Raw genomic sequence first — 22,627 nt, 5'->3', positions numbered from 1 at the left:
GTTTAATTAAATGATACACTTAAACCTATATTATAGATGCGTTGCGGCGGGTAAGTTTGCCTGTCGGTATTATTAGTGGCCTCGGGGTCAAGGGCGTACAGCTTAAATGCATTTGACCAGGTAACCAGGTTATTGCCGCTCAAATAAACCCTTGCTCCCTGCAAGCCAATCTTTTTAAGAAATCTGCCCGGCAGCGTATAGCTCACCTCGGCGGTGCGCAACCGCAGGTAATTGCCCGAGATACTCCAAAAAGTGGAGGCAAACGTTGGGTCGCTGATGGAACGCAGTGAACTTAATAGCGGATATTTTGCATTGTCGCCCAGTTCTGGCGTCCACGATTGCTGATGTACAGCCGTTAAATTTGATGAGAATGCCCTGATGGATTCTTCATAACCACGAATATTAAAATCTGTAGCGCCCTGAAATAATGCACTTATGCTGAAGCTTTTGTAGCCGAACCCTACCTGGAAGCCGTAGTTATTTACAGGCACATTGTTAACATCTGATACGGCCTGATCGCGCTGATCTATAATATTGTCGTTATTCAGATCCGCATACTTTAAATCGCCGGGGCGGGTTAAGACGGTAGGTTTCGGGCTGGCTGCAACATCTGCCGCATCTTTGTAAAAACCAATGAACTGGTAGCGCGCTTCGGTATTTAGTGAGTGCCCGGTATAAGCCTGCCATGGGTACTGTACCGAGGCCTCATCAAAGAATACCACCTTACTCCGCACTTTAGAGTAGGTTGCCCTAAAGTTGTAATTGAAGTTTTTACCGATAACGTCATGAAAATTCAACTCAAATTCTAACCCGTTCCTGCTGGTTCTGCCCAGGTTTACCGGCGGCAGCGTTTGCCCGAAGATGGCAGAAACCGTTCCGCGGCTGATCAGCTGATCGTATCGGTTGTACTTAAAATAATCGACCGAGCCTGATAGCTTACTGTTGAACAATGTAAAATCGACACCGATATCCAATTGCTTCTCTTTATCCCAAGTTACGGCGATGTTGGGTAATGTACCTTCCTGGATCCCCGTATTTACCGGCAGTGCGCCGTTGGTTTCGCCAAATGACGCACCGACCCCCTGCCCCGGCTGGCCGGATACATTGCCGTTGGTTGAGATGTAGCTTTGCAAATAGGTATAGCTTTGGGTATTATTATTGATTTGATCCGAACCAACTAAGCCGTACGACCCGCGTAGTTTAAACTGATTAATAAATTTGATATTGTTCTTAAAAAAAGGCTCTTCGGCAACGTTGTATGCCACAGACGCAGCCGGGAACAGCCCAAAGCGCTTGTCGCCTGTAAAACGGCTCGACCCGTTGTAAGCCCCGCTAAACTGTACAATGTATTTCGATTTATAATCGTACCCTAAACGGCCTGTTGTACCTATGGTATTATTGGGGATAAAGTTGTAGTTACCATAATTAATGTTCGTTGTTGCCAGGCCCCTGTTAAAACTGGTTAAGCTGTATAACGCCAACCCGCTAACGTGGTGGTCATGAAAGGTGCGGTCGTAATTTAAAAAGGCCTGCGCGGTTATGCGCCTTTGCGTACCAAAGTTTGGTCCGTTGGGGTTGTAGTTAGTCCCCAGTCTTTCTAACCGGTATACATCTGTAAAAGCAGGCGCGTAGCTTTCGGGAGTGGTGCCGTTTGCCGGCGTATAGATATATGATGGTAAATTAGTACGCGTCAGGCCCTTTGATCCGGTATAATTACTGGTGTATGATACTGTACCTTTGGCACTTAAACCCTCTGTGATAAAGCCCAGCTTTTCGTTAACGGATGTGGTAAGTACCATATTGTTTTCATAATTGCGGTTGTACCCATCAAGCGATAACCGTTGAATGATGTTTGGAGTAACATAACCGGTTAAGGTTTTTTGGTAATTAGAATAACCAAAACTACCGTTAGGGTTTTTAATCGGATAAGCATACGGGGCCAGCGCCAGGTAACTACCAAACTCAGAGAAAACATCATTTTTGTTACCGTTAGTTGAGTTATAAGCCACCGATGGTGTGTTGATCTCGCCGATATTGCCGTACGCATCAATACTCAAGCTTAGATTGCTATTAACGTTTATATCCAGGTTAGAGCGGTAGTTGTACCTGCGGTTGTAAAAATTACCATCGTACCCCTGCCCCTGGCTGTAATCGCGGGTGTTGCCGCCCTGGTTAAGGTAGCTGAGGGATATAAAGTATTTCAGCTTATCGGTACCGCCGCTTACATCGAATGTAGCCTTATATTGTGCTGCATTGTTTTTAAACAATTCCTTTTTCCAGTCAACATTGGGGTGGCCGTACGGGTCCTGCCCGTTTTGGAACAAGGCAAGGTCTTGATCTGTCCAGGTTGGTTTAAAATTAGGGTTCGGGCTGGCAGAATATTTATTATCGTTTACATCGGCCAGGTTTCTTAGCAGCGCCGTGTTATAACTATCTAAATAGGTTGGCAGGATGGTAAAGTCGGATAAGCCATAATCTGTACGGAAAGAGATCCGCGGCTTACCTGTTTTACCCCGCCTTGTGGTAACCACCACTACGCCGTTACCGCCTTTTATACCGTATACAGCCGTTTGCGAAGCATCCTTTAACACCGTCACCGACTCCACTTCGTTGGGATCAAGCCGGGCAAACTGCTCGTATGTGTATTCGATATCATCTACAATGATCAGCGGGTTATCATTCCCGTTTAATGAACCCTGCCCCCTTACCAAAAAAGCGGCACCATCAGAACCGGGCTGGCCCGACCGTTGTTGCGAGATGAAACCCGTAACGCGGCCAGCTAAAGTATTCTGCAAGCTTGCAGAAGGGTTTTCACGGATCTGCGCGCCCGATACCGCGCTTTGCGAGCCGGTAAACGTGAGCTTTTTTTGGATGCCATAGCCAACCACCACCACCTCGCTTAAATCTTGCGAGCTTTGCTGTATCAATACATCAATAACTGTTTTATCGCTTACGTCAACTTCTTTTGTGATATAACCAATCGCTTTTACGATGACTACGTTTTGATTACCCCTTAACGTAAGTTTGTACTCGCCGTTAACGTTGGTTGCCACACCGTTGGTCAACAGCCCTTTTTCCTGTACGGTTACACCGGGCAACGTACCCTTATCGTCACGTACTACCCCCCTTATCTGTCGGCTTTGTGCATTCGCCTGGGTAGCGTTTAAGCCCAAGGCAAACAAGGCAATAAAAAATATGAGTCTTTTCATTTTATCTTTTTTATGATTTAAAAAATCTTACCATCCAAAATTTTGAACAAGGCCGGTATTCTTAACCGTTTCATCATACGGAAGCGGCAAATGGTAAAGCTTGTCTTGAAAGGTGATGTTAACTACGGGTACAACCTGGTATTTAAAAGTTACCCCATCAGGGTTTTTAACTATTGTAACCCCGGTTAACGTTTTGTTCAGCGCAGTGCCGGCTATTTTCCAGCGGCGTAGGTCAAAGAAGCGGTGCTCTTCAAAAGAAAGTTCGATACGCCTTTCGTTTTGGATAAGCACCCTCATCTCAGCCTGCGAAATACCAGCTTTAATACCGTACCGCCCATCGCTGCCAGCAACTATCCCCGCGCGTTTACGGATCAGTATAATTTGTTGTACAGATGTTTCGGTGTTGCCTAATTCGTTAAGCGCCTCGGCATTGTTCAGGATGATCTCGGCCAGTCTGAAGTAAACAAAATTGTGGCTTTGCGTTGGGTAGTTAGTGCTGTTAGTAAGATCGCCCAGAAATTTACGCAGGTAATAACCGGTACGCGTTTGCGTGTTAACGTTGCTGTTGGGCTTATCCCGGCCACCTTCAAAGGTTTCTACCGGTCTGCTCAACCAGCGTTGACCGTTGTAAAACACAGTGGCATCAAAACGCGGGTCGCGGTTTAGGTATGGGTTAGCCGGGTCATAACCTGTTGGGTTGGTAGCCGATTTTAAATCTGTTGTTATGGACTTACCATTTACTGTCGTAAAGGCATCAACAAAATCCTGCGTGGGGTTGGTTCGGCCTGCACTGGCCGCCGAGCCGCCGTTGTAACCTACCGGCGAGTTTAGATTTTCAAGATCGGTATTGTTTACACTTTGCTTGGCAAAAATAACTTCCGTATTTTTTTTATTGATGAATATTGAGCGGTAACCTGCCGTGCCCGATTGTAACAACGAGTAATAACCTAAGCTGTTAAACTCCGCGACAGCGTCAACCACTTTTTGCCAGCGCGACGGATCGGCGTTAGGGTAGCCTGTTAAAGCCTTGAGGCTGGCATCTGCCTCTATACCGCCACCGTTAAATAAAGGGCTGGCCGCATACAGGTACAACCTGCATTTTAGTGCTACTGCCGCGCCTTTTACCACCCTGCCCAGGTTAACATCTGCTATAGCATCTGCATATAAAAGATCCTTAATAGCGGTGCATTCGGCTGCGATATAGTCAACACATTGCGCATACGTGTTTCTGGGGAGCTGCAAATTATCGTCAAGGCCAAATACCTTATCGCCTACCAGCGGTATACCGCCGTAACGCTTCAACAATTCAAAATACAGAAAAGCCCTTATAAACCTTGCTTCGGCCTTAAAGCCAAGTGTGCGGTTAGGGTTGGCAGCAGGCACGGGTACCTTATCAATATTGGCCAAAAAGATGTTGGCCTGCCTGATACCGTTGTAGCTGTTGCTAAAATAGCTGTCGGGATTATTACCTACGCTAACAATGCCGTTAGTGTAGTAAGATACAGGCGAATTGCTGATGCTTGATACGGCATCGTCTGTAGCTGCATCTAAAAAATCGCCGTTTACACGATTAAAGCCTGCGGGCAAAAAATTATACAGTCCGGCTAATGCGCGTTGCGCCAGTACGGCATTCTGATCCTGCGGATCGTAAGTAAGGTCATAAGTGTACAGGTCGCGTGGCTCGTTCTCCACTTTTTTGCATGACGGTACTACAGCCGTAACCATTAAAAGTAATATATATATCCAATAGTTCTTTTTCATAATCAATAATTAGAGTTTTACATTAATACCCAAATTCACCAGTTTTTGGATAGGATATGCCCCGTTATATACCTCCGGATCGCGGTCTTTTAGCTTTGTAATAGTCAAAAGATTTATCCCGGTAATAAAAATGCGCAGGCTTTTAAGCTTCACAGCATTAGCGTACCGTGCGGGCAATGTAAACCCTGCCTGTACGGTTTTAAGCCTGATGTAATTGGCATTACGATACCAGTAGGATGAAAACACCTGGTTATTTACATTGGTACCAATGCTTAACCTTGGGTAAGTTGCGGTTGCAGCAGTGGCGGGTGTATACCTGCCCAGTTGCTGCTCATAAGCCTGGCCAAAACCGTTGTTTTGAAATTCCCAGTAACTGTTACCGTTTAAGTAAACACTGTAGTTTGCTACCCCCTGAATCAATGCGCTGAAATCAAAAAACTTATAATTAAAGCCCAGGTCGGCGCCATAGGTGATCAATGGACCCGTAGGGCCTATAGGCGCCTGGTCAAACTGATTGATGATATTATCGCCGTTAAGGTCTTTATACTTGATGTCTCCTGGTTGCGGTATATAACCCGCTACCGTAGCCACACCGTTCTGAGCGGCCGCGTTAATGTCTGCCTGCGATTGGAAAAGACCTGCGGCCTGGTAGCCAAATGCCTGCCCTACCTTTTGGCCGGTTCGCTGCAAATAAGGGTAAAGCTGGTTGGGCTCATCAATATACAGCACCTTTGACTGTTGTAAACCTGCGTTAGCTGCTATGAAATAGCCAAAACCACCGGCCGATGGCTGCCGCCACGAAAGCTGAAAATCAAACCCGTTATAACGGTAGCGGCCGATGTTTTCATTTGGGTAAGTATTACCTAAAAGCGTAGTGTTGCGGCCGCGCTGCGTAAGCACATCTGTAAATTTGTTATTATAATAATCGATAACAAAACCAAGTTTGCCTATCACGGTACCCTGAAGACTGATATCTAACTTATCTGCTTTTTCAAATGTAATATTGGGGTTGGCCAGTGTAGATTCTATAAGTGTTTGGTTAGCTGCTGCCGCGGTGCCGAAATAAGCGCTTGGGCCGTCAAATATCCGTTGGATATAAGCAAAGTAACCCGGGTTATCGTTACCTGTTTTGCCGTAATTTGCCGCCAGTTTAAGTGAGTTGATCCATTTGCTGTTCTTCAGAAAACCCTCTTTAGCAATATTCCAACCTAAGCCAAAAACCGGGAAAAAACCATACTTATAATGGCTGTTACCCGGATAGTAATTAGAGCCGTTATAGCTAAAGGCAACTTCGGCCAGGTATTTTTCATTATAACTGTACGCGCCACGGCCCGAAAAGCCGGCGACATTGTAGCCAATATTTGAGCCATATACGTTGTTATCGCTATTGGCCAGTATCACCGCATTTACGTTATTAACCTGGTTAAAAGTGCGGTCATAACCCACAGAGGCTTCCAGGTAGTTTTGCCTGCCCTGCCCCTGGTTAGGGATACCGTTCACTGTGCTGATGGTATTACTATTGAGCTGGTTGGCCTGCACGGTAAGGGCCGAGCCATAGCTTTCAACTCCCGTACCCGATACGAAACGCTGAAAGGCCACAACAGGCTTACTGCGGTTAATGGTTTCATTAAGGTTAGATGCGTAGGACACAAGCCCTTTGACATACAAGCCCGGCGTTAATTCATCAAGCGTTCTTTTAACAAAAAAATCGGCCAAGATATCGCGTGTATAGGTTTGCAGATAGCCCGATGCGGTAGCCTGCCCCTGTATATTGTTTACAAATTGCGGTGTACCGCCAAAACTTCCGTTTGGATTAATTATGGGGTAAGCGTTATTGGGTGTTGTTAAAAACGAATTATAAATTGATGCGGTTGTGGCACCCGGTTCGTTAACGTTGTAGATACGCCCCAGCAGGTGTATACCGCCGCTTAATTTTGGGGTAAGGTTAAGATCAACGTTTGACCTGATGAGATAACTGCTGAAATAGTTATTGGTATTATAGGTATTAGCGTTATCGGTTTTAAAAAGCCCATCCTGGCTTAAATGCTCTAATGCCGCAAAATACCTTACGGAATTATTGCCACCGCTTAAATTAAGTGAATAACGGTTCAACTGCGCCGACGATTTAAGTATTTGCTTGCGCCAGTCGACATCGGGGTGCCCGTTAGGGTCCGTTTGATCTTTAAAAAGCTGCAGATCAGTAGCACTGTACCTTAAACCTGTATTAAAACTTGGGTTGACCCTTACTTCGTTGTCTATAGCCTCGTTACGCAGGGTAGCATAATTAAAGGCATTGAGCGCTTTGGGCATACCAATAGGCTGCTGAAAGGCCGTTTGCGCGGTAAAGGATATCACCTGCTTATATGGCGTACCCTTACGGGTAGTTATCAATATGGCTCCGTTTGCACCACGTACACCCAATAGTGCAGTAGACATGGCGTCTTTTAAAACCGTAACCGACTCAATCTCCTCCAGATCTATCGTAGTTAGCGGCCTGGGGATACCATCTACCAAAATAATAGGTGTGCGGCCACGTAGCGTTAACGATACCGCGTCGAGCCCCGGCTGCCCGGAGTTTTGTTGCGTGTACAAACCGGCTAACCGCCCGGTAAGTGCGTTTAAAACATTCGTAACGGGTTGTTTAACTAAACTCTCTGTGTAAATTGCCTGGGTTACGGCAGTGGTTTTACCATTTGTAACAACCGTGTTAAAAGGCAAGTTAATCCGTTGAGCAACTGAATCTGATTTTGGCGGGGATGTTGTATCCCGTGCAGAAGTTAGGCGGCCCGGTATACTCGTCTGCGCATAGGCACCAAGTGCAATGATGCAGATACCGGTTGTGGTTAGAAATAATTTTTTTTGTAAAATTCTATTTCTCATACATAAATTAATTAGGTTAAAAATTGGGTTACCGAAAATTTGGTTGGCAGGGAATCATGTTTTAAGAATAGCCGCGCTGTCCTTATCAGCCGTCAAATTGGTGGCAGGGTAATTCTTCTCATAAAATTTTGTGGGGTTAGGTTTATAATAAATTGTTGAAAACGCCCGGGCTGGTATTTTCAGAGGAATTCGTCGGGCTTGTTCATCCGCGTGTGTAGACGAAATCAATGTATAAGCGCGGCGAAACGTAAAATCACTTTTTACAAGTAAACTTATAAGCATAGTATTCAATAATGTGGTTGTAGTTAGACTACTATAATTGGTTAATTACTGTAGATAGCGGCCATGGCTTTAATAGTTATGATCAGCTATTACGCCTGCCTTTTCAATCTTTTCTAAACGTACGCTAAACATCCAATAGCGTTGTTTACAAATAGGGGCACAAATGTTAACGCTAATAAATTACTGGTAATCAGTTATTTATTAGATAAATTCTTACGGATTTATTCCTGAAGATGTTATTGAGGCAGCGTGATAGGGCCGGAACGGGTAACGGTTAACAATGTTCCAAAATTTCATCAGCATTGGCTAACATAGAATCCCTATACCCGGAGGGGAGAACACCAAATTCGGCTTTGAACGATTTGGCGAAATATTTATGGCTGCGAAAGCCCACGCGGTAACAAACCTGTGAAACTGTCAAATGATCATTACTCAGCAGTTGGGCAGCTCTTTTCAGGCGTACGGTGCGGATAAGTTCTACCGGGCTTTTGCCGGTTAATGCAAGTGTCTTTTTATAGAGGGTTACCCGGCTCATACAGGTTTCGCTGCTCAGCTCTTCTACCGAAAATTCTACATTTGATATGTTTTGCTCAATTACCTGTAAGGCTTTTTGGATGAACAAGTCGTCGGGCGATTCGCTTATCACTTCTGATGGGTTAAGCTCCACCTGTTTTTTGTAGGTGCTCTGCATTAGCTCCTGTTGCGACAGTATATTTTTAAGTTTTGAAAGAAGGATCTCGAAATTAAACGGTTTGGTCAAATAGTCGTTAGCGCCGGTTTCCAACCCGTTCAACTGATATTCCTCGCCGGTTAAGGCGGTTAACAGCACAACCGGGATATGGTGCGTTCTATTGTCGTTCTTTAATTTTTTACACAGATCGATGCCATTCATCTCGGGCATACTGATATCGCTGATAATTAAATCGGGATGCAGGGCAAGTGCCTTCTGCCATCCCTCCTTGCCATTTTTCGCATCAATAACATTAAAAAAATCCGTTAAGCTATCTTTCAGGTACAGTCTAAAATCGTCGTGATCTTCTACAACAAGCAGTACCGGTTTCTTCTTTACAGTTGTACCACCCTTAGACAATATTGCAACCGGTTGCGGGGCAACGATACCAACTACAACGTCAGCGCCTTGTTTTTGCACCAATGGGATCTTGACAATGAAGCAGCTACCCTCGCCAACCACGCTCTCCACAGTAATTTCTCCATCGTGGAGATTAACAAACTCCTTAGTAATGGCCAGCCCTATACCACTCCCCTGGTTAACCATAGAGCCGGGAACATCATCCTGAAAAAAACGTTCAAATATTTTCTGTGTCTTATCTTGCGGGATGCCTATACCGATATCTATCACCCTGATCTCCATTTCAAATTGTTGAGAAGCATTCAATTTATTAAAGCTAAGTAATACCGTTACATTCCCGTTATCAGCCGTGAATTTGAAAGCGTTGGAGATTAAGTTGAAAAGGATCCGTTCCAGTTTATCATGATCAAATTCAGTTATAAATGAAGCATGATCAGAATCGAAGGTAAAATCGATAGCTTTCTTTTCGGCCACATCGTTAAACGACCCGGTGGTATCCTTGATAAAAGCAACAATATCGCCCGTTTCCAGTTGAATTTTCAATTCCTGCTCTTCCATCTTCCGGAAATCGAGCAGTTGGTTTACCATGTTGAGCAAACGCCTTGCGTTACGGTTTACCAGTTGCAACTGTTGTATGTGCTGAATGTTACCCGTTTCTGAAAGCAGCCTGTTAACCGGAGCCAGGATCAGTGAAAGTGGTGTGCGAAATTCATGGCTTACATTGGTAAAGAATTTTATCTTCATCAAATCCAGCTCGTGTAAACGCTGGGCTTGTTCCCGCTCGCGCTGCAGAGTAAACTCTGCATGTATTTTTTTTATTCCTTTGTGCCGCATCCAAAAAATGGCCGCGACAAACAGCATTATATAGGTAAAATAGGCTAATGTGGTTTGGTAAAATGGTGGTGATACTACTATAGCTAAATTTAATTGCTTACCTGCTGTATCAGCATTGTTTACGGTAGCAAGCTTAAATGTGTAGTTGCCGGGTGCTATATTGGTATAAGTTGCGCGGCGGTTTTTATTATCTACCGTTATCCAATTTTTATCGAAGCCCTCCAGTTTATATTTAATTTTAACCTTATCGGGGTTGAAAAATGCTATTGCTGTAAAGTCTATCGAAAAAACATTTTCGTCATAATTCAATCTTACTTCCCTGGTTTCAGCAATCGATTTTGTTAATATATTGCGGCCATCAATTTTTTTTGACGGCGTAACCTCTTGGTTACCAACCTGTAGTTCTGTAAATGCAAGTAATGGTTGATTAGCTGAACTTAATATTTTTTGAGGGTAAAAAATATTGAAGCCATTGGCCCCTCCAAAGATCAGTTCGCCTTTTTTTGTGCTGTAAAAGGCGCTTTCGTTAAACTCCATCCCCTGCAACCCGTCCGACTCATCAAAATTTGTAAAGCTAAAGGTGCTTTGATTTCCAGATTGGCCTATTTTAATATTCGATAGCCCGTTGGTGGTGCTCAACCACATATTATGCTGGCTATCTTCTACAATATCCAACACATTATTATCAGGTAAGCCGTCGTCCTTACAAAAGTTTTTAAAAATACCTGTTACCGGGTTCAGTAAACTGAGGCCCTCGCGGGTGGGTGCCCAGATCCAGCCGCGGCTATCGTGATAAAGGCTTCTTACCTCGTTGTTTATTAAACTTGTGGCGGTTCTACTGTCATGCGCAAAGTGTTTGATATAACCGGTTTTTTTATCCATCCGGTCAATACCCTGTGAGGTGCCTAACCAGAGGTTTTGCTGCTTATCTTCTAAAATAGAAGTGATATAATTAGAATGAATGGCGTTACCGCTGCCTGTTTTATAATGATAAAATGTTTTTCGCTTTTCATCGAACCGGTTTAAGCCATTAAACAGCGTACCCACCCACAGATTGAATGATGAATCCTCAAAAATTTCCCAAACACGGTCGTCAGATATGGATGAGGGGTTGGCATCGTCATGGCGGTAATGTTTAAAAGTTGTTCCGTCAAAGCAATCGAGCCCGCCAAAAAAGCTACCAATCCATAACCGTTGCTTATGATCTATACACAAGCTTACAATTACATTATTACTTAGGCTATTAGGATTTGCAGCATCATGCTTAAATTGGGTGTACTTGCCGGTAGTGCGGTTAAAATAGATGAGCCCTCCCCCGTTAGACCCTATCCATAAATTGCCTTTCGCATCTTCGGCAAACCGGTTCACATCGCTAAAAGGCAAGCTTGCCGGATCGGATAAATGATGCTGTACCAGCGGGAACCTGATAATATTTTTGTGATAAAAGCTCAACCCCTTTTTAAAGGTACCCGCCCACATGATACCCAGGTTATCCCTAAAAACTGATACGATGCTGTTTTGACCCAGGCTTTTATCATCATTCTCGCGGTTAGTTAAAAATCTAACGCTAAAATCACACTTATTAAGTAAATTAAGTCCTCCATGATCTGTAGCTATCCAGATGATGCCGTCTTTATCCTGGGATACGGAATTTACTATATTGGAATTTAACCGACCGTTGGCCGATTGGGTATCAAAATGATTTAGAGCAAGTTTTAACGGATCAAAACAAAATATCCCGTTGCAGGCACCCGGCGAATAGATCCATAGGTTCTTGTCGGCGTCTTTATAAAAACTGTAATAGCCATCCTTTTTTAATTTACCTGAGGAGAGGGCCATCCGGTAGGTGACTTTGTTTAACTTCACATCAAATTTCTCTAAAACGCCGTTGTAGTGCATCAGCCAGTAATCGCCATACTGATCCATCGAAACCGCGGTGATTACACTGTTTATAATACCCAGCGAAGGGTTGCTTTTTTGGCAAACCAAGCTCGCTTTTTTGGTTATCGGGTCATATAAAAATATCCGGTCATCCGCATCAACCAGTATCAATTTATTGTTGCTGCTTTTAAATACATTAACGATAAAGGACATTTGAGGAGCCGATTTACCTATGTATTTTTTAACATCGCGTATAAAGTATTCATGATAGGGATCATAAATGTTATAGGTAGAACGTGTTTTTATCCAAAGTTTTTTATCAGCCGCCTCTATAACGTTCAGGATATTATCATCGCTTAATGTTGTAGTGTCGTTATTTAAATGCCGGTATGTTTTAAATTTAAGGCCGTCGAAACGGTTGAGCCCAGCCGCTGTACCAAACCAAATAAAGCCCTTACTATCGTTAACCATACTGGTTACACGGCTGTTAGACAAGCCACTATTAACCGTTAAGCGCGAAAATTGATATTGATTATGCTGCGCCACAGCAAAGCCGGGGATCACAATGCCTAACAATGCAATTAAAAAAATCACTATAACGCGTTTCATACCGATGAGCGAATATTTAAGGTGTGGGTGTTTAAAATGCGGCAAATATTGGGTTGCTACACATTATGATTACTAAATGTGGCCTTTATAATTATTCAAGCTTTCATGTACGCTTATTTCAAATCGAGACTCTCTGTAGCCTGCAAGCCGTTAACACTATTAAGCACCGCTATTTTTGGATAATTGCTCTTAGCTGCCTTTACCTGCCTCAATACCAATCCTGTAACATCATCAGCCCTGAATGCGGGGCGGCTATCGGGGTTAAGCAAGTTTATCTCTATATCTGTTAACTTGATATTTGCTGCATGCCTTATAAAAAAGCCGTAAGCAGGAGCCTGCCCCAGCATACCGGGCTCGGGGTATTTATTTTCATTTTCGGCAATTACCTTTTTATCGTCATGGGTATTTACGCCGCCTTTGTAGTAAAGCCGCATATTGTTAATCCATACATCGGTAATGTTATGGCCGGGCACCCCGCTTATTGTGCAGGTATAGTCGGGGTCGGCATTGTAAACAGATACGTTGCTTATAGTTACCCTTCTCAATTCACCAACCGGCACACCCGCTGGGCCGCGCATGCGCGCGCCAAGCCTCAGAAAGATGGGGTCATTAACAATATCGCGCATGGTGATATTACTGATAACAACATCCTCCAGGTGCGCACCGTCTACCGTTTCCAGGGCGAGGCCGCGGCAATAATCAAACACGCAGTTGGATATCGCTATATTTTTGAAGCCGCCGTTTGATTCGGTACCTAGTTTGATACGGCCGGTAGGATGAAACTTATATTCAGGGTTCTCGGTGCGTTTATAGGTGCCGTCTAACAAAGTACCCTCATCATAACCGCTCACCTGGCAATTAGTAATGGTTACATTTTCTGTACTGCGCGCATAACCCAGTGCAAATGTGCTTTTGAGGCAGATCCCGTCGTCATATGGCGAGTTGACGTAACAGTTAGATATCCTAACGTTTTTACAGCAATCTATATCCATCCCATCGCGGTTGGTATCCAACTTTACGTTATCGATGGTAAGATTATCGGTGCCTGTGGCCAGGATGGCGAACCAGCCGCCGTGTAAAATTGAAATATCCCGGATGATAACATTACGGCATTTGTACAGCGTGATGGCTTTATTAGCCAGCCTCGTTCCCTTTTTATAATCCTTTAAAAGCCCCCGCCCCCAAATGCGGCCCGGGCCTAAAATACTTACGTTGTGCAAACTATCGCCCCAAATTAAACTGTTATGAAAATGGCTATGGCCCGAATCCTGATAAATTGTGTTTACCGTTACTTCTTCAGCATCGTATTCGCCGTCGTTTTCTTCAGATGTGGCAATGATGGTAGCGCCTTGCTCCAGATAAACAGATATGTCACTTTTTAAATGGATAGAACCCGACAAGTAGTTCCCTGCAGGTAAAAATACAGTACCGCCGCCTGCCTTGGCCGCAGCATCAATGGCTTTGTTAATTGCTTTTGAATCAAGCATTTTGCCATCGCCTTTTGCGCCAAAGTCCCTCACGTTATAAAAGCTATGATTAGCTGGGCTGTGTTCTGCCAAAGCTGGGCCGCAAGCCACGGCAGCAAAAAGGTAAATAAGTAATAGTTTTTGCATATCGTGATTTTAATCACCAAAGCGTTAGCCGTTTGCTGTCAAATGCCCGCAACCGAGAAGAAATGAAAAGCACCGCAAGGTGTTATTTACAAGTTTTTTGTAAGGCTTTCGGGCTTTTAAGTAAACCTGTGCTAAATAATTGGTATTACGATATTAGGCAGTTAGCCTCGTTTATTTTAATATTTAGCCATATTTAGTTATGCAATCGTTGCCGACAATGCGGTGCACTTCATGACCTGCACTTTTAAATGCTTAATATTGTATTTCAGCTTAAATTATGTACAAACCCGCTACCATTAAAGATATTGCCATAGCGCTCAATCTTTCGCCTTCAACGGTTTCGAGGGCGTTACGGGATGGTTATGAAATAAGTGCCGGGACAAAAAAAATAGTAACCGACTACGCAAATAGTATCAACTACCAATCTAACCCTAACGCGCTGAGCCTGAAGAATAAACGCAGTTTTTCTATTGGCATCGTGGTACCTGAGTTGGCCAACAGTTTTTTTTCGCAGGCCATAGCAGGTATCGAATCTGTTGCTTACGAAAGTGGTTACCATACGATCATCACCCAAACTCATGACTCATCTACACGCGAGCGGACAAATGCCAATCACCTCGCCAACCGCTCAGTAGACGGGTTATTGATCTCGATGTCATCAGGCACTACCGACTATACCTTTTTAAAAACCCTGCATAAAAATGGGTTGCCAATCGTATTTTTTGACCGTATTATTGATGAGATCGAAACGTTTAAGGTTACGTCGGCAAATTTTACAGGCTCGTACAATGCAACCCAATCGCTCATTAAATCCGGCCGGAAAAGAATAGCAGTACTGGCAAATGCCCCGCAACTATCCATAACTAACGAACGCCTGGCAGGGTATAAAAAGGCGCTTGAAGACAACAAGATGCCGTACAACGCCGACTTAATAAGATGGTGCTATAAAGGGGGCAACGATTATCAGGAAGTGGAGAATGCTGTTATATCACTGCTTGCTTTGACAGACCAACCGGACGCGATATTCATTACCAGCGACAGGATCAGTATTTCGTGCATCAGAGCCCTTAAAAGTTTGAACGCCGACCCAAACACCATGGCCGTAACCGGTTTTTCTAACTCGGATGTTGTAGACCTGCTGCAACCCAATTTTTGCTACGTAAGGCAAAAGGCGTTTGAGATGGGCCAAATAGCCATGCAGATGTTACTCAAGCTAATTGAAAGCAAATACCCTATAACCGAATTCGAAACCAGGGTAATCGATACCGAATATCATGGGATGGAAAAAGAGAATTAGATTAAAAACCTTTTTTTTTGAAAATTTAGCTCCTCTTTACAAATACTACGACGGTTTAGCGGTTACTAAATAGGGATACAAATGTTAAATATTGTAACCTATTGATTGTAGAATTGGGCAACCGCGTAAAACAACCATACATTTAAATATTATTTAACATGCCCCTTCATAAACGCCGCGGCATAATTAACAACTGCTAAATGAATTTGTCCATACGTTACATTTCCATACTGGTATCTGTGTGGGTAATTACCGCCTGCGCTGTAACGAAAAAGCCCGCTGCCTTTTCCGGCCCGGTTGTAAATCGTGCCGCGCTAAAAAGCTGGCTGGCAGATAAAAATGCCACTAACGAAACAGCCTCTTTGTTCTATAACCTTAAAGCCAGCGCTAAAGATCGGGTATTGTTTGGCCACATGGAAGACAACAAAAACGGTTACGACGGATGGAAGGATGTGCCCGGCCGCAGCGATGTATATGAGGCGACAGGTGCCTACCCAGCCTTATATGGATTTGATTTTGGAGGCATAGGATCTTTCAGGCCCGACAGCCTGCTACGAAAGGAAACAAAAATAGCGCATGACCGTGTTCTTGAAGCTTATAAACGCAAGGGTATCATCACATTTTCATGGCATTTTGGGAATCCGGTTTCTAAGGGCAGTTTCTACTGGGAAAAATCGCCGGTTAATGCGGTTAGTGAGATATTACCGGGCGGCAGTTATAATACTGTTTTCAACACATGCCTTGCTAAAATAGCGCGATTTGCATCATCCGTTAAATCGGGCGGCAAACTTGTACCCATTATATTCCGGCCGTTTCATGAATTTGACGGCGACTGGTTTTGGTGGGGTAAAACCCACTGCACTACAAACGAATACAAGGCCCTTTACAGATACACCGTAACCTACCTGCGCGATAGTTTACACGTTAAGAACTTCCTTTACGCGTGGTCGCCAGATTGCCGCTTTAATTCTCGCGACGAGTATCTGGAGCGGTACCCGGGTAATAATTATGTAGACGTGTTAGGTATGGATAACTATGCCGACGTTAAGATTGGGAAATCGCCTGAGCTTGCTGCCGCTAAACTTAAAATAGTTTCAGACATGGCGCTGGATAGTAATAAGGTTGCCGCATTTACAGAAACTGGCTTAGAAAACCTGCCTCAAGCAGACTGGTATACCCAAATGCTATTAAAAACATTAACCGACAAACCCATTCAGATAGCCTATGTGATGCTTTGGTCAAACAAACCAAAATCAACCTGGACGCCATACAAGGGCCACCCCGCCGAAGCTGACTTTATCAAATTCAAAAATAACCCTTACATTATTTTTGGTGATAAGATGGGTGATGTTTATCAGCACCCCTGGTAATCAAAATATTAGCCTTGCTCTAAGCTTATAACGCTCGTTGCACTATTGATCGAGTTTATTTACCTTATCTCGTCGTGATCGTTATCTTCCTCCGGTTTGAGTTCCGAATCAATTACATCGTGCTCATAACTCTTTTTATCCTGCAAATTGCGGCGTACCAACCAAATTACAAATACTAAACTGGCGATGACAATGAGGCCGGCCACTAAATAATTAATTTCGCTCATACTAATGATTGGGTTTAATGGGAGGGATTTATAATCTTACCTAAGTTGTAGCGCTTAGATTTATGATGAATATAAGTAATTATAACACAGCCCAGTTAACTATGGGTTTTTATTATGCTACGCACCAAGTAAATATGTTTGTTGGCGTAGCTTTGCCAGTAACTGCGGGTCATGATACGCCAGCGGATTTGCATCCGTACCCAAAAGTTTACCGATGTTGACCTTAAGTGTAGTACGTTTTTTGTTAAAAAGTTCTGTCGGCAACATTGCGGTTTGCAGCGATGGATGAAAATAACGCAGCAAACTAAAACCAATACTGTTACGGCCATGAAAAAAAACGGGTAGCACTGGTACCCCGGCCTTAGCGATGAGCTTGCCCACTACAGGGTGCCATTCCCGGTCGGTAACTTTAAAGCCGCGCATATCAAAAGCAGAAACCTGGCCTGCCGGAAAGATAACAACCGGTGTTCCCCCCTTTAATTTGCCGAGTGTGGTTTTTAACCCGCCAATGCTTGATGCATCCCTAATATTTTCGAACGGGTTTACAGCAATGATATGCTCGGCCAGGTGAGGCACTTTTTTAAGCAGGAAGTTACCCATAAATAATGTATCGGGCCGCTGCGAAACCAGCAGATCAAGTATCGCGAGGGATTCTATTGCACCATAGGGATGATTAGCTACCGCGATAAATGCCCCGGTTTTGGGTATGTAGTTTAATTCACGTGGCTCTACATCAACCTTGATCTCCAGGTATGACAAAACGAAGCGCACAAATTCCGCACCTTTTAGGTCACCAGCCTGCTCTATCATGTAATTGAGCGCGTCAATTTTCATCGAGTTCATCAACTGGGTTGCTATGCCGGGTAGTTTAACTGTACCCGTAGCCTGCATAAAATCCTTTTGCGAAATAATTGCCATAAGGCAAAAGTAAGTCCCGCAAATGAACCCTATAGGTAATCCGTATTAAGCTTTAGTAACACTTGTTAAAAATATAAATCTAATAGTTGATGTTATCATACACAGACGATAGTACGCGCCAGGGATTTACATTTACTATTTAATTAGCTGAAAATTATTCACATTACTACGATCATGCACTACCGGCATGTCCCTTAACGATTGCCCGTTGCGGTTATTCAGTACGGATTGTATCTCCGAAAGGATGGACAAAGCAATCTCCTCGGCGTTCTCTGAACCGATATTGAGTCCGGCCGGGCCGTACACCAAGTCGCTATTTTCTTTAACAAGAACAGCATCGTCTGATAGTTCGGCAAGCATGCGGGCCAGGCGTTTTTTGGGGCCAAGCACCCCTATGTAAGGGGTTTGAAGTGGTAAGATATATTTAAGCAAAGCCGCATCGTAGTTATAGTTATGCGTCATCAGCATAAATACAGTTCGTTTGTCAAGCTTTATCTGTGGCGTTACTTCGTGGGGTTTGGCAACAATAAGTTTATCGGCTAAGGGGAAACGCGCCGCAGTTGCATAATTGGCCCGGCCATCTACAATTGTTATCTGCCAGCCCAATACTTTAGCCATTTGCATCAAAGGGATGGCATCATTGCCCGCACCAACTATCACCAATGATACGGAAGGCTGCAATAATTCAATAAAGCAGGTATAGTTATCCTGATAAAAATAAGTTTTAGTAGTTGTGTTACCACTGCGTAGCACCTCGGCAGCGTCAACTAAAACAGCATCGCTGATGGTACTTGCAGGCAGCGCACCAGAAATACCCCCCCGCTGATCAAACAGTAAACTGGTGCCATATTGAGCGGCATGCCTGTCCTCCATATTAAAAATGGTAATCAGTACGGCTGGTTCACGCTTGCTTAAAAAAAGGTTGAAGAAGTTAACCGGGTTACTGGCATCAGCAATGCTGATAGGTTCGATCAGGATATGAATCACGCCATTGCATCCCAATCCCACTCCAAATTTGGCGTCATCATCGTCGGTGGTGTCATAGGTAACCAGCAGGGGCTGCTGCTGTGCCATTACCAATAAAGCCTTGCGCAGGGCATCGCCCTCCAGGCAACCGCCGCTTATAGCCCCGGTAAGTTGTCCGTCGTCGGTAACCAGCATGCGGGCACCGGCACGGCGGTACGACGATCCCTCTACATGCACCACCGTAGCCAAGGCTGTTTGTTTACCGGCCTTTTGAGCAACGTAAAATGCGTTTACTATTTCCTTTAATTCTTTCAAAAATATCCTGTTACGTTATACCGTTGCCATATTAAAGGGCAGCTTCCGGATGCGCTTCCCGGTCAGGTCAAATATCGCTGCTGTCAAAGCCGGTGAAAAGGCCGGTAAACCCGGTTCGCCTACCCCGCCTGCATCAGCATCATTGTCTATTATATGCACCTCGATGGGCGGGATATCGGTTATTCGCGGCATTGGGTAATCGTAAAAATTCTTTTGCTGCACCATCCCGTCCTTAAAGGTAATTTCATGAATGGTTGCAGCACCAAGCGCCATCACTACGCTGCCTTCTATCTGCGCTTTGATGATATCGGGGTTTACATACCAGCCGCAATCCATTACTGCCCAAACCTTATCAATCTTCACCTTGCCGTCGATACTACGCGATACCTTCACAATTTGACCTACGGTGCTTGCGAAACACTCTGTAATAGCCACGCCGTAACCCTCGTTTTTCTTCCTGCTTTTCCAGCCAGAAATTTCTTCCAATTTATCGATCAGCTTTTGGCAGCGCTCGTCTTTAAGATAGGTCCTCCTAAAATCAAGCGGATCTTTCCCGGCCTCGTGTGCCAGTTCATTCACAAAACTTTCGTAAGCAAACCCATTGGTGGATGCGTATACCGACCGCCACCACATATTAGGTATAGGAATTTCAAACGGTACATCGGCAAAGCTGATATTTTTGATGCTCTCAAAATATGGCGCTAAAAAACCCTCGGTCGTACTATCGTTTGGCACGCCACGTTTTGGGTTGCTCCAGTGATCAATATTTTGCCCCGCCATGCGGAATTTGACCGCACTAATCTCGCCATTAGTGATCGCGCCCTGTGCCCGGTAAGATATGCCAGCCCGGTAAGGCCCCTGTGTGGTATCATCCTCACGGGTCCATATTACTTGTACAGGCGCGCCTATTTGTTTAGAGATCATGGTGGCCTCGTAAGGGTAATCTAAGAATGCCTTACGGCCAAACCCGCCGCCTAAAAAAGTCATGTTAACCCTTACATTATCAATTGGTACATTAAACTTTTTGCTGATATCGCCCTGCACCCAATCCGGTGCCTGGATAGGGCCCCATATTTCTACTTTGTCTTTTTGGTAATGCGCAATACAATTTACCGGCTCCATAGCACTGTGCGCCTGGTAAGGCGTTTGGTACACCACGTCAAGCACTTTTGTCGCTGTTGCAAGGATACCGTCCGGATCGCCTTGTTTTTTGAAGGACAGACCCTCTTTTTTTAGCTCCTGTTGCTGGCGCAGATAGACCTCGGCAGTATCCATGTGTTCAAAACCGGTATCATCCCAGGTTATCTTTAGGGCTTTACGGCCTTGCATTGCCGCCCAGGTGCTATTGGCAATTACCGCAACTCCTTCACGGATGGTATTAAAAACCTCCATCTTTACCACTATTACCTGCGTTACACCCGGTACCTTTTTAGCGGCGGTATCATCAAAGCTTTTTACCTTACCCCTAAACCTTGGGTTACGCTCCACCACGGCATAAAGCATGCCGGGCAGCTTTTTATCCAACCCAAAAATGGCTGCGCCGTTGGTTTTCATCGGCGTATCTTTACGGTGCAACGGTTTGCCGATCAATTTATAATCCGACCGTTTTTTGAGGACGATATTTTTGGGTGCTTCCAGTTTAGATGCGTCTGCAACCAATTCACCATAATGAAGTTTCTTGCCCGATGGCTTATGAATAACCATACCCGATTCCGCGTAGCATTCTGTGGCCGGTGCTTTCCATTTATTTGCTGCAGCGGTTATCAACACCTCACGCGCGGTAGCGCTTAATTTTAATAGCTTTTTATAAGAACCGCGAATGGTAGAACTGCCGCCGGTTATCTGTCCGCCATATTTCTTAGGATCGCCCTGTGCAAAAACTACGTTTACATCCTTTAGGTTCACCTCCAGTTCTTCGGCCAACATTTGGGCTACAGATTGATAAGAACCCTGCCCCATTTCTGCACGGTGGTCTATCAGAGTAACCAAGCCATTGCTGTCTATCTTGATCCAGGCATTCAGCTCAAGGGCCGATTGCTCTGCATCAGTGGTTACAATAACTTCATTCTCTTTCCCATCGGCAACAAAAGAGAAGCCTAAACACAGCGCGGCACCGGTAATACCGGTGGTGCGCAAAAAATTCCTTCTGGATACGGTACCTGTACTCATGTTAAAACGAGTTAGTGTTAATTGTAAGTATTATAATTTCCCTTTAGGCGCATAAGCACCTGTTGTTAGCCATGTTATCCAGGCCTTTTTAAAAGCGGCGTGGCTCATCGGTGGCAAGGTACGTCCTTCTCCAGGGTTCCAGCCGGCGAGTACTAAACCGTCATCGGCATGCTCGATGAGCTTTTGCATGTTTTTGTTGCCGTTTTGCATAGGATCTAACAATTGCTTAGCAAGCTGACTGGCCGAACGGCCCTGGAAAACCATTTTCATATCCGCAGGCGGCAAATGCCAGTTAGGATTACCCGGAGGAGTGTGCAGTCCCGGTGTATTGGTAGGCTGATGGCAATTAGCGCATTTCATGGCATAGATACCCTTACCATCCTTGCCTCGCTGCGGCGACATGGTGTGCAAATGGCTATCATCCCCCTGCAACGGGATGTTTCCGGCCGGGTGGCAATTCATACAGCGGGCACTCATTAAAACCGCATAAACCTGTTTAAAGGCTTTTACAGATGCCACACTGTCCTTTTTAAAAACGAAGTTCCTGGCAACCGGCGCGGCTTCCCTAGGGTCGTCAAACCCAAAAGCAGAGATACCCACTATGGTACCTATAATGCCGATAACCGCAAAAGTTTTTACAGGGAGCCAAAATCGCTTATTAGTTGTCAACATGCTTTTCATCGGCTGCTTAACTCCTTTCTCTGCAATTCGGCAGCCGAATGTATAGCCTTGCGGATGCGCAAATAAGTACCGCAACGGCAAATATTACCCGCCATAGCACTATCGATGTCCTCATCGCTTGGGTTAGGATTCTCCCGCAGCAAAACCGCTGCCGACATGATCTGGCCCGAATGGCAGTAACCGCATTGCGGCACATTCTCCTCATTCCAGGCTACTTGTGCGGGGTGGTCGTTATTATTTGAAAGCCCCTCGATAGTGACTACCTTTTGCCCCTCGGCACGGCTAACCTTAGTAACACATGAGCGTACTGCCTCGCCGTTTAGATGGACAGTGCAAGCCCCGCACTGCGCCACGCCGCAACCGTATTTGGTACCTGTAAGGCCGATAATGTCCCTGATTACCCATAGCAGCGGCATATTGGGATCGGCATCTACCTGATACGCTTTTTGATTAACATTTAAGGAAATCATAATGAAATAACTTTAGGTGAACGTTGTTGTATAAAGATAGTAATATACGCTATTT

The 22,627-nt window shown here is 44.7% G+C and carries 13 protein-coding genes; 2 read left to right on the top strand and 11 right to left on the bottom strand.

Translation table 11 applies throughout. From position 1 onward, the window contains the following. Positions 1 to 2 precede the first annotated feature (2 nt). The 5 genes from IDJ76_RS19805 to IDJ76_RS19785 form a co-directional block, all read right to left on the bottom strand. Positions 3 to 3,209 (bottom strand): SusC/RagA family TonB-linked outer membrane protein, encoded by a 3,207-nt coding sequence (locus IDJ76_RS19805; protein WP_191165915.1) that lies wholly within the window; start codon positions 3,207 to 3,209, stop codon positions 3 to 5. A 27-nt stretch (positions 3,210 to 3,236) separates the two neighbouring features. Next, complete coding sequence (locus tag IDJ76_RS19800) at positions 3,237 to 4,970, bottom strand: RagB/SusD family nutrient uptake outer membrane protein (RefSeq protein ID WP_191165913.1); 1,734 nt, start codon at positions 4,968 to 4,970, stop codon at positions 3,237 to 3,239. Positions 4,971 to 4,979: 9 nt separating this feature from the next. Beyond that, complete coding sequence (locus IDJ76_RS19795) at positions 4,980 to 7,850, bottom strand: SusC/RagA family TonB-linked outer membrane protein (protein WP_191165911.1); 2,871 nt, start codon at positions 7,848 to 7,850, stop codon at positions 4,980 to 4,982. A 556-nt stretch (positions 7,851 to 8,406) separates the two neighbouring features. After that, positions 8,407 to 12,546 (bottom strand): hybrid sensor histidine kinase/response regulator transcription factor, encoded by a 4,140-nt coding sequence (locus tag IDJ76_RS19790; protein ID WP_191165908.1) that lies wholly within the window; start codon positions 12,544 to 12,546, stop codon positions 8,407 to 8,409. 113 nt (positions 12,547 to 12,659) lie between these two features. Further along, complete coding sequence (locus IDJ76_RS19785) at positions 12,660 to 14,159, bottom strand: rhamnogalacturonidase (RefSeq protein ID WP_191165906.1); 1,500 nt, start codon at positions 14,157 to 14,159, stop codon at positions 12,660 to 12,662. 277 nt (positions 14,160 to 14,436) lie between these two features. Between IDJ76_RS19785 and IDJ76_RS19780 the strand changes: the two genes are divergently transcribed. Both IDJ76_RS19780 and IDJ76_RS19775 read left to right on the top strand, forming a co-directional pair. After that, complete coding sequence (locus tag IDJ76_RS19780; protein ID WP_191165904.1) at positions 14,437 to 15,456, top strand: LacI family DNA-binding transcriptional regulator; 1,020 nt, start codon at positions 14,437 to 14,439, stop codon at positions 15,454 to 15,456. Between the two features lie 200 nt (positions 15,457 to 15,656). Then, positions 15,657 to 16,826 carry a glycoside hydrolase family 26 protein gene (locus tag IDJ76_RS19775; RefSeq protein WP_191165902.1) on the top strand — a complete coding sequence of 390 codons (1,170 nt, stop codon included), beginning with the start codon at positions 15,657 to 15,659 and terminating at the stop codon, positions 16,824 to 16,826. Positions 16,827 to 16,885: 59 nt separating this feature from the next. Here the strand turns inward: IDJ76_RS19775 and IDJ76_RS19770 are convergent, their stop codons facing one another. The 6 genes from IDJ76_RS19770 to IDJ76_RS19745 form a co-directional block, all read right to left on the bottom strand. Next, positions 16,886 to 17,053, bottom strand: coding sequence for a hypothetical protein (locus IDJ76_RS19770; protein WP_191165900.1), 168 nt, complete (start codon positions 17,051 to 17,053; stop codon positions 16,886 to 16,888). Positions 17,054 to 17,170: 117 nt separating this feature from the next. Further along, positions 17,171 to 17,971 carry a lysophospholipid acyltransferase family protein gene (locus IDJ76_RS19765; RefSeq protein WP_191165899.1) on the bottom strand — a complete coding sequence of 267 codons (801 nt, stop codon included), beginning with the start codon at positions 17,969 to 17,971 and terminating at the stop codon, positions 17,171 to 17,173. 135 nt (positions 17,972 to 18,106) lie between these two features. Further along, a complete protein-coding gene (locus IDJ76_RS19760) occupies positions 18,107 to 19,252 on the bottom strand; it encodes an XdhC family protein (RefSeq protein WP_191165897.1) in 1,146 nt (381 codons plus the stop codon). A 15-nt stretch (positions 19,253 to 19,267) separates the two neighbouring features. After that, complete coding sequence (locus tag IDJ76_RS19755) at positions 19,268 to 21,421, bottom strand: xanthine dehydrogenase family protein molybdopterin-binding subunit (protein WP_191165895.1); 2,154 nt, start codon at positions 21,419 to 21,421, stop codon at positions 19,268 to 19,270. A 30-nt stretch (positions 21,422 to 21,451) separates the two neighbouring features. Beyond that, positions 21,452 to 22,102: a hypothetical protein gene (locus IDJ76_RS19750; RefSeq protein ID WP_191165893.1), complete on the bottom strand. Its 651-nt coding sequence runs from the start codon at positions 22,100 to 22,102 to the stop codon at positions 21,452 to 21,454. Then, positions 22,099 to 22,572 (bottom strand): (2Fe-2S)-binding protein, encoded by a 474-nt coding sequence (locus IDJ76_RS19745; RefSeq protein ID WP_191165891.1) that lies wholly within the window; start codon positions 22,570 to 22,572, stop codon positions 22,099 to 22,101. The genes IDJ76_RS19750 and IDJ76_RS19745 overlap by 4 nt, the downstream gene beginning before the upstream one ends. Positions 22,573 to 22,627 lie beyond the last annotated feature (55 nt).

Origin of the sequence: Mucilaginibacter glaciei (assembly GCF_014773245.1) — a bacterium.
Taxonomy (GTDB): domain Bacteria; phylum Bacteroidota; class Bacteroidia; order Sphingobacteriales; family Sphingobacteriaceae; genus Mucilaginibacter; species Mucilaginibacter glaciei.
Note: the sequence above shows the minus strand (reverse complement) of the source record. Positions and strands in the feature narration are given on the sequence as shown.